Source organism: Stutzerimonas stutzeri, from assembly GCF_000935215.1.
Lineage (GTDB): Bacteria > Pseudomonadota > Gammaproteobacteria > Pseudomonadales > Pseudomonadaceae > Stutzerimonas.
Window position 1 is genome coordinate 17,659 of record NZ_JXXD01000059.1, and the last position, 12,309, is coordinate 29,967.

Consider the following 12,309-nt stretch of genomic DNA (forward strand, 5'->3'; position numbering starts at 1 on the left):
CATGTTCGGTCTGATCAAGACGTGGAAGGCCCTCGAGGCCAAGGGAATCATGGGCATCAACCGCCGCAACGCGGACTATGTGCTCAAGTACAACAAGCGCAACCTGTATCCGATCGTCGATGACAAGATCATCACCAAGGAGCGCGCCATCGAGGCCGGCATTCATGTGCCGGAGATGTACGGCATCATCGAAACCGAAAAGGACATCGACAAACTCAAGGATATCGTCAAGGATCACACCGATTTCGTCGTCAAGCCGGCCCAGGGCGCCGGCGGCGACGGCATCCTGGTGATCGCCGACCGTTTCGAAGGCCGCTACAAGACCGTCTCGGGCAAGATCATGACCCATGAGGAGATCGAGCATCAGATCTCCAATATCCTCACCGGGCTGTACTCGTTGGGCGGCCATCGCGACCGCGCACTGATCGAATATCGCGTCACGCCCGACCCGATCTTCAAGAGCATCAGCTACGAAGGTGTGCCGGACATTCGCATCATCGTGCTGATGGGCTACCCGGTCATGGCGATGCTGCGCCTGCCAACCCGTCAATCCGGAGGCAAGGCCAACCTGCACCAGGGCGCCATCGGCGTCGGTGTGGATCTGGCCACCGGCATCACCCTGCGCGGGACGTGGCTGAACAACAAGATCACCAAACACCCGGACACCACCAACGCGGTGGACGGCGTGCAGTTGCCAAACTGGGACGGCTTCATGAAGCTCGCCGCCGGCTGTTACGAGCTCTGCGGGCTCGGATATATCGGTGTCGACATGGTGCTCGATCAGGAAAAGGGCCCGCTCATTCTCGAGCTGAACGCGCGCCCTGGCCTGAACATCCAGATCGCCAACGACTGTGGGCTGACGCACCGGGCCCATGCAGTCGAGAACCGCCTGGCGGAACTCAAGGAGAAAGGCATCCAGGAAACGCCGGAGGAACGGGTGAAGTTCTCCCAGGAGCTGTTCGGCCATGTCCCGCCCCACGCCTGAATGACGCAAGCCGGGTAGCCCGCGTATCCTCTCGGGCTGCCCCCTCATCGACTCGACCCATGTCCATCTGCACGCTGCATGCCCTGCCCTACCAGGCCGATCCCGCCTATTGGTTCGAGCGCATCCGCCATGCCCCAGGTGCGGTGCTGCTCGATTCGGGCAGGCCGAAGGCCGAGCGTGGGCGCTTCGACATTCTCAGCGCCTGGCCACTGGCTGTGCACGAGCCACGCGACGATGAATCAGGGCGTGATTACTTCCACCGTTTGCGCCAGGCGTTGCGCGGACTTGGCTCCGTCGAGCTGCCCGAGAGCTGTGAGCTGCCGTTTGCCGGAGGCCTGATCGGCCTGTTGAGCTACGACTTCGGCGCCCGCCTCGAGACCCTGCCCCAGCGCGCCCTCGACGACAACGGTCTGCCACTGGCACGTTTCGGCCTTTATGGCTGGGCGCTGATCAGCGATCACCAGAGGCGCACCAGTCAGTTGGTGTTTCACCCAGCAACGACTTCTTCCGAGCAGATGCGACTGATCGCGCTGTTCGATTCAGCCACCACCGTCGAAAGCGCTCCATTCAGGCTGCACAGCCGTTTCGCCGCCGATCTTTCTGTCGACACTTACCGGAACGGCATCGAGCGCATTCAGACCTACATCCAGGCCGGTGACTGCTATCAGGTCAATTTCACCCAGCGTTTTCGTGCCGGCTGCTCGGGTGACCCATGGAGCGCCTATCGCGCGCTGCGAGAAGCTTGTCCAACGCCGTACGCCGGCTTCGTCGCACTGGAAGACGGCGCCATTGCCAGCCTCTCGCCGGAGCGCTTCCTGCGCCTGCAGCGGGGCCACGTGGAAACCCGCCCGATCAAAGGCACCCGTCCACGCGGTGCGGACGAGCGCAGCGACGCCGCACAAGCGCAAGCGCTGCTCGCCAGCGACAAGGATCGTGCCGAGAACCTGATGATCGTCGACCTGCTGCGCAACGACCTCGGCCGCAGCTGCCGCATCGGCAGCGTGCGCGTTCCGCAGCTGTTCGCACTGGAAAGCTACCCCAACGTGCATCACTTGGTGAGCTGCGTGACCGGCGAATTGGCCGACGGCCACGATGCGTTCGACCTGCTGGCCGGCAGTTTTCCCGGCGGTTCGATCACCGGAGCGCCGAAGATCCGCGCCATGCAGATCATCGACGAGCTGGAACCGACGCGCCGCGCAATCTATTGCGGATCGTTGCTGTACGTCGATGTCAGGGGGGAAATGGACAGCTCCATCGCCATTCGCACACTGCTCATCCGCGATGGGCAAGCCAGCTGCTGGGGCGGCGGAGGCATCGTCGCCGACTCCGACTGGCAGGCGGAGTACCAGGAATCGATCGACAAGGTAAAGGTGCTGCTGCAGACACTGGAGCAGCTGCCAGGTTGAGGCGACCGACTAAACCAGTCGCCCTAGCGTCACGGCCTTACAGCGCGAGCTTGCGGTTCGACGCCTTGAGAAACCCCTGCTTCAGCTCGTCGAAGGTATGCACCGCTGGGAATTGCGGGAATTCGGCAATCACATTATCCGGCGCATGGAACAGGATGCCGGCATGGGCCTCGCTGAGCATAGTGGTGTCGTTGTAGGAATCGCCCGCGGCAATGACGCGGTAGTAGAGGCTCTTCAGCGCAATGACCGACTGACGCTTGGGGTCCTTCTGACGCAGCTGATAGTCCACGACGCGATCGGTTTCGTCAGTGATCAGGCGGTGACAAAGCAGCGTCGGGAACCCCAACTGGCGCATCAGCGGCTGCGAGAACTCGTAGAAGGTGTCGGACAGGATCACCACCTGGAAGCGCTCGCGCAGCCAGTCGACGAACTCAGGTGCGCCTTCCAGTGGCTTCAGCGTCGCAATCACCTTCTGGATGTCGGCGAGCTTCAGGCCGTGCTCATCGAGGATGCGCAGGCGCTGCTTCATCAACACGTCGTAGTCGGGAATGTCCCGCGTGGTCGCCCGGAGCGATTCGATTCCGGTGGCCTCGGCAAAGGCGATCCAGATTTCCGGAACCAGCACACCTTCCAGGTCGAGACAGGCTATTTCCACGGGGCCACTCCTCAATGCAGAAAATTGAAGGCGGCACTCTAACGGCAGCTCGCCACCGAAGCAACGCAAGGCTTATACCCGAAGCAGCTGATCAGAGTGCCTAAACGTTATTTAGCGGCATAAACGCCTTTTGCTACCATCCGCGGCCTCAGAGCGCCGAAGCGCCAATGCCATCTATAAGGAAGCCGCCCGATGAGCCCCTCTATCGACGTCGCCGCGTTGGCCACAGCCTACGCCGAGGAATCCCCGCAAGACGTTCTAAAGCTCGCCTTCGACCTGTTCGGCGATGATCTGTGGATTTCCTTCAGTGGCGCCGAAGACGTCGTGCTGCTGGACATGGCCTGGAAGCTGAACAAGAACGTCAAGGTGTTCACCCTTGATACTGGGCGACTGCATAGCGAAACCTACCGTTTCATCGAGCAGGTACGCGATCACTACGGCATTGCCATCGAAATCATGACCCCCGATCCGGCATTGCTGCAGCCACTGGTAAACGAGAAAGGCCTGTTCAGTTTTTATCGTGACGGTCACGGCGAATGCTGTGGAATTCGCAAGATCGAGCCATTGCGACGCAAGCTGGCCACCGTCCGCGCCTGGGCTACCGGGCAGCGCCGCGATCAGAGCCCCGGCACACGCAGCCAGGTATCGGTGCTGGAGCTGGATACGGCCTTCTCCACAGCGGATAACGCGCTGTACAAGTTCAACCCGTTGGCGCAGATGACCAGCGAGGAAGTCTGGGGCTACATTCGCATGCTGGAAATCCCCTACAACAGCCTGCACGAGCGCGGTTTCATCAGCATCGGCTGCGAGCCCTGCACCCGCCCGGTACTGCCCAATCAGCACGAGCGCGAAGGACGCTGGTGGTGGGAGGAAGCCACTCACAAGGAATGCGGGCTGCATGCCGGCAATCTGATCGCCAAGAACTGAAACTCAGCCAGGGCCGGCAGCGAAGCAACGATAAAAGGACAGCAGGCTGGGCTCCCGGCCTGCTCGGCATGGCTCAGTAAGTCGGCAGTTCCATGCCGTCGAACAGCTCATCCAGTTCCGCCTTGTTACGGCACTGGATCGCCTTCTCCAGCATGTCCCTTTCCAGGTGCGGGGCAAACTGCTGGATGAAGTCGCACATGAAGCCGCGCAAGAATGTGCCGCGGCGGAAGCCGATCTTGGTCACACTGGATTCGAACAGCTCGCTGGCATCCAGTACAACCAGATCGGAGTCGAGCTTGGAATCCACAGCCATTCGCGCAACGATCCCGACACCCAGCCCAAGCCGCACATAGGTCTTGATCACGTCGGCATCGGCGGCGGTGAAGACCACTTTCGGCGAAAGCCCGCGATGCCCGAACGCCTCGTCGAGCTTGGACCGGCCGGTGAACCCGAATACGTAGGTCACGATCGGATGCTCGGCGAGTGCTTCGAGCGTGAGCTTTTCGAGCTTTGCCAGCGGATGCCCCTGAGGCACGATCACACAACGGTTCCAGCGATAGCAGGGCATCATCACCAGATCACCGAACAACTCCAGCCCTTCGGTGGCAATGGCGAAGTCGACGGTGCCGTCGGCGGCCATCTCGGCGATCTGCATCGGCGTACCCTGGTGCATGTGCAGTGAAACGTCAGGGTATTGCTTGATAAAGCTGCTAATAACCTGGGGCAACGCGTAGCGCGCCTGGGTATGGGTGGTGGCGATGCTCAGGGTTCCCTTCTTTTCGTTGGAGAACTCCTGAGCGATCTGCTTGATGCTCTCGCATTTGCGCAGGATCTCGCCTGCCGTCGTGATGATGCGCTCCCCCGCTGGCGTGACACGGGTCAGATGCTTGCCGCTGCGGGCGAACACCTCGACGCCGAGCTCGTCTTCCAGCAGTCGGATCTGCTTGCTGATCCCGGGTTGCGAGGTGAACAGACTCTGCGCCGTTGCCGAAACGTTGAGGTCATGGTGCGCCACTTCCCAGATGTAACGCAGTTGTTGAAGCTTCATAGAAATCCCTCAAGGCAAAGGCACCACTGCGCCTGCCGCAACACTTATAACCTTATGAACGGTGCGCCAACGGATGATAGATGTTCCGCCTGGCGTTTGCTGTGCGACCTTTGGTCTGACTCGCCGCGACTGCCGTTGAGCTTAGCAGCGCGGCGAAAACCGGGCCTGGCGTTTGCTCAGCCACCAGTGCGCTGCTCCAGAAAACGCAACAGTTGATACAACATCTCTGTTCTGGGCATCGAAACGCCAGTCTGCGCTGCGGCAGCGAGCGGTGCCGCATAGATCGCTTCAAGCTCCATCGGCCGGTTCTGAAAACGATCGTGATACATGCTGGGCAGGTAATCGGGCATACGCGCAGTGCCCATCAGCAGCTTTTCCGGAAAGTCCTCCGGCAGCGAACAGCCCAGCGCGTGCGCCGCCGTGCAGACCTCTTGCATGATCGCCTTGACCTGCGCGCGCGAGTGATCGCTACTGAGCAGTGACTCGGTGCCCGCGTCAAGCAACGCCGACAGCCCGTTGAACGGGACATTCCACACCAGCTTCATCCAGCGCGCCTGTGCCAGGCTGGGCATCGGCGACGAGTCCACGCCTGCCTGACGGAACATCTCGACCATCGCGTTCAGCAGCGCAAGTTGAGCCTGCTCGTCGCCGCTGGCAGGTCCCGAGTGGTAACCGAGATTCACCCCGCCCAGTGCCTGATGCTCCACCACGCCGGGCGCTGAGCGATGGGCACAGATTGCACACAAGCCACCGAGCAGATGTACGGTGTCAGGGAGGAATGGCCTGATGGCATCTTCCACCCCCAAACCGTTCTGCAGTACAACGACCTTGCAACCAGGAGCGGCTAGCTGTGCGATGATCGGCGCGAGTGCTTCGTTGCTGGTGCTTTTGGCACCGACCAGCAACCAGTCGCACGCCGGCATCTGCGCTGCATCGCGGTAGACCTGCGGCCGCTCCAACTGCAGCGCTCCATGAACGGCACTGTTCACCTGTAAGCCGCGCTCGCACACCGCGGCGTATTCGCTACGCAAAAGAAAGTGCATATCGTAGCCGGCACGCGCCAGCATCAAACCGTAAAAACCGCCGATGGCACCGGTGCCGATGATGCCGATACGTGGACTCGCTGCAGACATAAGCACTCCAGATCAGTGGACCGGCCGCGCTCGTTGGGCCAGCCGGTAAAAGGTCGAACGATAGCAGTCCGGCACGCAACGTCCCAGTGACTGGCGTGGCAGTGTGGATGGGTGCACTGGGGGCAAGCCTCAATAGGCCATCAATCTCGTTGTCGAGTGCGGCCTTTAGCGATAAGGTTCCGTTTCCCCGCTGCGCCCTCAGGCTGTGTTCCGCCGCACCGGGATCGCTGGCGGACGGCTCCCGTGATTCCTGACGAGTAACAAATGGCTGATTTACCAATCGACGACCTTAACGTTGCCTCCAACGTGACCCTCATCACGCCAGAGCAACTGAAGCGTGAAATTCCGCTGACCGCCTCGGCACTGCAGACCGTCTCCCACGGGCGCCAGGTGGTACGCGACATTCTCGACGGCAAGGATCACCGCCTGTTCATAGTGATCGGCCCTTGCTCCATTCACGATCTGAAGGCCGCCCACGAGTACGCAGAGCGTCTCAAGGTGCTGGCAGAAAAGGTGTCCGACAGCCTCTTCCTCGTCATGCGGGTGTATTTCGAGAAGCCGCGCACCACCGTCGGCTGGAAAGGCCTGATCAACGATCCGTATATGGACGACTCCTTCAAGATCCAGGACGGGCTGCACATCGGTCGCAAGCTGCTTCTCGACCTTGCCGAGATGGGTCTGCCCACCGCGACCGAAGCGCTCGATCCGATTTCGCCGCAATACCTGCAGGACCTGATCAGCTGGTCGGCGATTGGCGCACGCACCACCGAATCCCAGACACACCGCGAGATGGCCTCGGGCCTGTCCTCCGCTGTCGGCTTCAAGAACGGCACCGACGGCAGCCTGACCGTGGCAATCAACGCCCTGCAGTCGGTTTCCAGCCCGCACCGCTTCCTCGGCATCAACCAGTCCGGCGGCGTCTCCATCGTCACCACCAAGGGCAACAACTACGGGCATGTGGTCCTGCGCGGTGGCAACGGCAAGCCCAACTACGACTCGGTCAGCGTCGCGCTGTGCGAGCAGGATCTGAAGAAGGCGGGCATCCGCCCCAATGTGATGATCGACTGCAGCCACGCGAACTCCAACAAGGACCCTGCCCTGCAGCCGCTGGTAATGGACAACGTCGCCAATCAGATTCTGGAAGGCAACAACTCCATCGTTGGCCTGATGGTGGAAAGCCACCTTGGCTGGGGAAACCAGTCCATCCCAAAGGATCTGAGTGATCTCAAGTACGGCGTATCGATCACCGATGCCTGTATCGACTGGGAAACCACCGAGAAAGCGGTGATGAGCATGCACGACAAGCTAAAGGACGTACTGCCAAGACGGCAGCGCGACTGAAACGAAAAACGCCGGTCTCCCGGCGTTTTTTTATGGGGTCGGTTCCACCCTGTCCGAGGTCGGTCGATTGCGCTCGATGTAACGTTCGACATAGGAACACGACGGAATCACCTGGTACCCCTCGCGCTCGGCATATTCGAGCGCGTGCTGCGTCAGCACAGCAGCGATGCCTCGCCCACGCAGCGCATCCGGAACGAAGGTCCGGTACATGTCCAGCGTCTGCTTGCCCAGATCCATATAGGCCAGATAGGCACAATGACCATCGATCACGGCCTCGAAGCGATGCCCCGCCAGGTCATGGTGAACACGCACCGTATCGCTCATTTTGACTCCTCAGCAGGATTGCCCTGTCTTCTTGTTCTCGATCACGCTGCGGTCCATGACGCAGAACTGGCAGCCGAAACATACACAGGTGTCTTTTCTACCTGTTTCGCATCCGTTCGAACAGCCTCAGCTGATCAATATTTGTGCGCGGGATTGAAGGAACTTTCGATCAAACAGAAGATCAGGCAACTATGAGTGCATGTATTCCCGGCGAACACTGGATGTTTTTTATCCAACTTTCGCAAAGGGGTGGTAAAGCAAAAGGCCATTTGAAAAAAAACCTGTGGCTCCGAGGCTCGCTCCGTTTACTTAAGCTAAGTTCTAGGTAGTATGTGCGCGCAAACTTTCCATAACGGAAGTTGCTTATGGATTTCCACCTTAAGGGGAACAAGATGAACAACGTTCTGAAATTCTCTGCTCTGGCTCTGGCCGCAGTTCTGGCTACCGGTTGCAGCAACAGCATGACCAAAGAAAGCGAAGCTCGCCTGACCGCGACCGAGGACGCCGCTGCCCGCGCCCAGGCTCGCGCTGACGAAGCGTACAGCAAGGCCGACGAAGCTCTGGCCGCCGCTCAGAAGGCTCAGCAGACCGCTGACGAAGCCAACGAGCGTGCTCTGCGTATGCTGGAACGCGCCAGCCGCAAGTAAGCTTGTAGAAATAAAAAAGCCGACCTTCGAGGTCGGCTTTTTTTATGCGCGCAGATCAGTAGTCAAAACAACTGGTCTTCCTGTACGGCCACTTCCGTACGTTGTTCGGCAATCTGGATCGGCAGGCCGTCCTCGCCTGCGATGATCTCCCGCACCATTTCCCAGTCGAGATGCAGCTTGCCTGCAGCATCGTCACGCTTGAGTAGCGTATTGATGACGACGGCGTGCTTGTCCATCAAAGTGAGCGCTTGCTGATCCTCCTCTTCCAGCGGCGCATGGGCCTCGAGATAAACCTTGCCTTCGCTCACGCCGAATTTGTAGGGCTCATCGACGATGCGGACCGGCGTCCCCACCTTCACCATCTTCGCCAGCTCCAGCACATTGTGGTTGAGCATGCGGAAGCAACCGTGACTGACGCGCATGCCAATACCGAACTTCTTGTTCGAGCCATGAATAAGGTAGCCAGGCAGTGCCAGACTCATCTTGTACGGCCCCAGCGGGTTATCCGGCCCCGGCGGCACCACCTTCGGCAGCGGGTCGCCATCAGCGGCGTGCTCGTCACGGATGGACTGCGGAGGGTACCAGGCGGGGTTGCTGGTCATTGCCGAAATCCGCGTATTACCTACCGGCGATCCCCAACCCTCGCGCCCGATGCCGAGGGGGAAGGTATGCACGACATTCTTTCCTTCCGGGAAGTAATAAAGGCGGTACTCGGCAATGTTGATCACCACGCCTTCACGCGGCCCCGGCGGCAGAATGAAACGGGTCGGCAGGATGATGTCCGTGCCCTCGCCTGGCAGCCACGGGTCGACGCCCGGATTGGCCGCCACAAGCTCGAGGTATCCGAGGTCATGGGTTTCACCAATGGCGGCGAAGGTGTCTTCATACTTGGCCTTGATGACCTGGATCTGACCGACGATGTCGTCGCCCTCCGGCGGCAGCGGCAGCTCGAGCGCCGCGCTGGTGCCTGCTGAAAGCAGAGCAGCGAGTGACAAACAGGAAGCGACTGCAAACGCGCGCGAGAGCATTCCGAAATCCTTGAGAACTTGGGTGATGGAAGTGGTGCGATTGTACGTGAACCGGGCGAAACGTGAGCTACCAGGCAGCGGTGGCGGACGGAAGGCCCTTGCGTCGCGCGTCAAGCAACTGCCTGCAGTTCGGACACAGCTGTCGGTCCTTCAGCGTGGCGCGCTCGAGCTCCCTCCAGCGAGGCTGCGCAGGCAGCAGACCGCCACACAGGGTACGGTCGGCATTGCCGCTCAGCTCAAGCTGGCGCAACGCCAGGTGCAGTCGATTCTCGCGGCAGGCGAACATGTCGTACTGTTCGTCTGGCACGATGATTCGATAAGCGTAAAGGGTCCTGGCTGAGCGCGACATCTGAGGCTCCAATCGAGGGCGCGACAGTAGCTGCGCGCACGCCTCAAAGCAAGGGCTCGAGCACCGGCCAGACGGTATCCAGCAGCTGGGTCTGGGCCTCTGCGGTGGGGTGAATGCCATCGGCCTGCATCATCCCCGCGACGCCACCAACGCCCTCCAGCAGAAACGGCACATAAGCCACCGGTTTCTCCGCTGCCAGCGAGTCGAACGCGTCAGCGAAGGCGCGGGTGTAACGCTGCCCGAGATTGGGCGGCATGCGCATTCCAAGCAACAGGACCTCTGCCCCCGCCTCGCGGCTACGATCGATCATCTCGGCAAGATTCTGTTTCAATTGCGCTGGCGACTGTCCACGCAGACCGTCGTTGCCTCCCAGCTCGAGAATCACCACCTCGGGAGCATACTCCTCGAGCAACGGATCAAGCCGCGCGAGCCCGCCAGACGTGGTGTCGCCACTGATCGAAGCGTTTACCACGCGCCACGAATCACCCGCCCCGACCAGGCGCTCCTGCAGCAGATGCACCCACCCCTGGCTGGTTTCCAGCCCGAAAGCCGCGCTGATACTATCGCCGACCACCAGTACGGTTCCGGCCAGGGCTCCCTGAGCCCAGCACAGCAGCGCCAGAGCCCCGCATTTCAGCCACTTTCGCATCGGATCCCCTCATGAGCGGCAACATTCTCGACGCCCGGAACCTTAACAAACTGGTACCCAGCGCGGAAGGCGAGCTGAGCATCCTGGCCGACCTCTCGCTGCAGCTGGCCAAGGGCGACAGCCTCGCCATCGTCGGCACCTCCGGCTCGGGAAAGTCGACTCTGCTCGGTCTGCTCGCCGGGCTGGATCTGCCGAGCTCCGGGGAAGTGCACCTCGCGGGCCACGCGTTGGCCGCGCTCGATGAGGATCAGCGCGCACGCGTACGCGCCGAACACGTCGGCTTTGTCTTCCAGTCGTTCCAGTTGCTGGACAGCCTGAACGCGCTGGAGAACGTCATGCTGCCCCTTGAGCTGGATGGCCGTCGCGATGCCCGCGAGCGCGCCACCGAACTGCTTGGCCGCGTCGGCCTCGGCGAGCGCCTGCACCACTATCCGCGTCAGCTTTCGGGTGGCGAGCAACAGCGGGTTGCGCTGGCCCGCGCCTTCGCCGCCGAGCCCGACGTACTGTTTGCCGATGAGCCCACCGGCAACCTCGACACGCATACCGGCGCGCACATCACCGAGCTGCTTTTCGAACTCAATCGCGAGCGTGGCACCACGCTTGTGCTGGTGACCCATGACGAGCGCCTGGCCAAGCGTTGCCATTGCATGATTCGCCTCGAGGGCGGTCGGCAGATTGCTGCCGAGGCGGCTGAATGATGCGCATGCCCAAGGCCCGCCTGTTCGCCCTGGCCTACCGGCAGTTATTGCGTGACGCTCGCGCCGGTGAGTTGCGCGTGCTGTTCTTCGCACTGGTCATCGCCGTGGCCGCCAGCACCGCGATCGGTTATTTCGGCGCACGCCTGAACGGCGCCATGCTGCTACGCGCCAGCGAGTTCCTCGGTGCTGACCTGGTGTTGAGCGGCAGCGCGCCGGCGGCGCCAGCGCAGATCGAAGCGGGCACGGCGCAAGGCCTCGCGCATGCCCAGGTCGTCGAGTTCTCCAGCGTCATCGCGACCGATGAGGATCTGCAGCTTGCCAGCGTCAAGGCCGCCAGCAGCGGTTATCCGTTGCGGGGCACCCTGCGCAGCGCTGCGCAGCCCTATGAAACCGAGCAGCCCGGCGGCGCTCCTGCACCCGGCGAAGCCTGGGCCGAGGCGCGGCTGTTTGCAGCACTTGACCTGGAGATCGGCGACAGCATCGAGGTCGGCAACAAGCCGCTGCGCCTGACCCGCGTGCTGACCTACGAGCCGGACCGGGTTGGCGACTTCTACAGCCTGACGCCTCGGGTGCTGATGCACCTGGACGACCTGGCCGCGACCGGTGTCGTGCAACCCGGCAGCCGCGTCCGTTATCGCGAGCTGTGGCGAGGTGAAAGCGCGGCATTGGCGGCCTATCAACAGTCACTGCAAAGCGATCTGCAGGCGCACCAACGCATCGAAACAGCCAACGACAGCAATCGCCAGATCGGCGGTGCCCTTGGTCGCGCCGAACGCTATCTGAATCTGGCCAGCCTTGCCGCCATCCTGCTGGCCGGGGTGGCGGTCGCGCTCTCCGCCGCCCGCTTCGCTGCGCGCCGCTTCGATGCCAGTGCACTGTTGCGCTGCCTGGGCCTGTCGCGTCACGACGCCCTGCTGCTCTACGCCCTGCAACTGGGCATGCTCGGCCTGCTGGCGAGCATCGCCGGTGCGCTGCTCGGCTGGGCCGCGCAGCACGGACTGTTCTTTTTGCTGCGCGATCTGCTCGCCCAGGAAATACCACCTGGCGGCATCTGGCCGGCCGCGGCAGGCATCGCAACCGGGCTGGTGGCGCTGGCAGGCTTTGCCCTGCCGCCGCTGG

General features: G+C 61.7%; 14 protein-coding genes. 7 read left to right on the forward strand and 7 right to left on the reverse strand.

Translation table 11 applies throughout. The annotated features are described in order from the left end of the window. Window position 1 precedes the first annotated feature (1 nt). Both LO50_RS07870 and pabB read left to right on the forward strand, forming a co-directional pair. Window positions 2-985 carry an alpha-L-glutamate ligase-like protein gene (locus tag LO50_RS07870; protein ID WP_014820322.1) on the forward strand — a complete coding sequence of 328 codons (984 nt, stop codon included), beginning with the start codon at window positions 2-4 and terminating at the stop codon, window positions 983-985. Window positions 986-1,044: 59 nt separating this feature from the next. Next, window positions 1,045-2,391, forward strand: coding sequence for an aminodeoxychorismate synthase component I (gene pabB, locus LO50_RS07875; protein WP_044314637.1), 1,347 nt, complete (start codon window positions 1,045-1,047; stop codon window positions 2,389-2,391). 37 nt (window positions 2,392-2,428) lie between these two features. Here the strand turns inward: pabB and thrH are convergent, their stop codons facing one another. After that, on the reverse strand, window positions 2,429-3,046 hold the full coding sequence (gene thrH / locus LO50_RS07880) for a bifunctional phosphoserine phosphatase/homoserine phosphotransferase ThrH (RefSeq protein WP_044314638.1): 618 nt from the start codon (window positions 3,044-3,046) through the stop codon (window positions 2,429-2,431). A 192-nt stretch (window positions 3,047-3,238) separates the two neighbouring features. Here thrH and LO50_RS07885 point away from each other — a divergent pair, with 192 nt between their 5' ends. Beyond that, the gene (locus tag LO50_RS07885; RefSeq protein WP_044314639.1) at window positions 3,239-3,973 is read left to right on the forward strand and encodes a phosphoadenylyl-sulfate reductase; all 735 of its coding nucleotides are present in this window, start codon (window positions 3,239-3,241) and stop codon (window positions 3,971-3,973) included. 73 nt (window positions 3,974-4,046) lie between these two features. On the opposite strand, the gene cysB is transcribed toward LO50_RS07885, so the two are convergent. Further along, complete coding sequence (cysB, locus tag LO50_RS07890) at window positions 4,047-5,021, reverse strand: HTH-type transcriptional regulator CysB (protein WP_044314640.1); 975 nt, start codon at window positions 5,019-5,021, stop codon at window positions 4,047-4,049. 176 nt (window positions 5,022-5,197) lie between these two features. Further along, window positions 5,198-6,154, reverse strand: a complete 957-nt coding sequence (locus LO50_RS07895) for a putative 2-dehydropantoate 2-reductase (RefSeq protein ID WP_044314641.1) — start codon at window positions 6,152-6,154, stop codon at window positions 5,198-5,200. Window positions 6,155-6,418: 264 nt separating this feature from the next. Here LO50_RS07895 and LO50_RS07900 point away from each other — a divergent pair, with 264 nt between their 5' ends. Next, window positions 6,419-7,495: a 3-deoxy-7-phosphoheptulonate synthase gene (locus tag LO50_RS07900; protein WP_014820326.1), complete on the forward strand. Its 1,077-nt coding sequence runs from the start codon at window positions 6,419-6,421 to the stop codon at window positions 7,493-7,495. Between the two features lie 30 nt (window positions 7,496-7,525). On the opposite strand, the gene LO50_RS07905 is transcribed toward LO50_RS07900, so the two are convergent. Further along, window positions 7,526-7,819: a GNAT family N-acetyltransferase gene (locus LO50_RS07905; RefSeq protein WP_014820327.1), complete on the reverse strand. Its 294-nt coding sequence runs from the start codon at window positions 7,817-7,819 to the stop codon at window positions 7,526-7,528. 392 nt (window positions 7,820-8,211) lie between these two features. Here LO50_RS07905 and LO50_RS07910 point away from each other — a divergent pair, with 392 nt between their 5' ends. Continuing rightward, window positions 8,212-8,466, forward strand: a complete 255-nt coding sequence (locus tag LO50_RS07910; protein WP_003294452.1) for an Lpp/OprI family alanine-zipper lipoprotein — start codon at window positions 8,212-8,214, stop codon at window positions 8,464-8,466. 62 nt (window positions 8,467-8,528) lie between these two features. On the opposite strand, the gene LO50_RS07915 is transcribed toward LO50_RS07910, so the two are convergent. The 3 genes from LO50_RS07915 to LO50_RS07925 form a co-directional block, all read right to left on the reverse strand. Beyond that, window positions 8,529-9,494 carry a L,D-transpeptidase family protein gene (locus tag LO50_RS07915; RefSeq protein ID WP_014820328.1) on the reverse strand — a complete coding sequence of 322 codons (966 nt, stop codon included), beginning with the start codon at window positions 9,492-9,494 and terminating at the stop codon, window positions 8,529-8,531. A 67-nt stretch (window positions 9,495-9,561) separates the two neighbouring features. After that, entirely contained in the window at window positions 9,562-9,843 is a 282-nt protein-coding gene (locus tag LO50_RS07920; RefSeq protein ID WP_014820329.1) for a hypothetical protein, read from the reverse strand. Window positions 9,844-9,886: 43 nt separating this feature from the next. Beyond that, window positions 9,887-10,492 (reverse strand): arylesterase, encoded by a 606-nt coding sequence (locus LO50_RS07925; protein WP_044314642.1) that lies wholly within the window; start codon window positions 10,490-10,492, stop codon window positions 9,887-9,889. Between the two features lie 11 nt (window positions 10,493-10,503). Between LO50_RS07925 and LO50_RS07930 the strand changes: the two genes are divergently transcribed. Together LO50_RS07930 and LO50_RS07935 are read left to right on the forward strand one after the other, a co-directional pair. Continuing rightward, a complete protein-coding gene (locus LO50_RS07930) occupies window positions 10,504-11,190 on the forward strand; it encodes an ABC transporter ATP-binding protein (protein ID WP_044314643.1) in 687 nt (228 codons plus the stop codon). Further along, window positions 11,187-12,309, forward strand: a 1,123-nt coding sequence (locus LO50_RS07935) for an ABC transporter permease (protein ID WP_044314644.1), incomplete at its 3' end; no start/stop codon positions are given. The genes LO50_RS07930 and LO50_RS07935, both read left to right, overlap by 4 nt.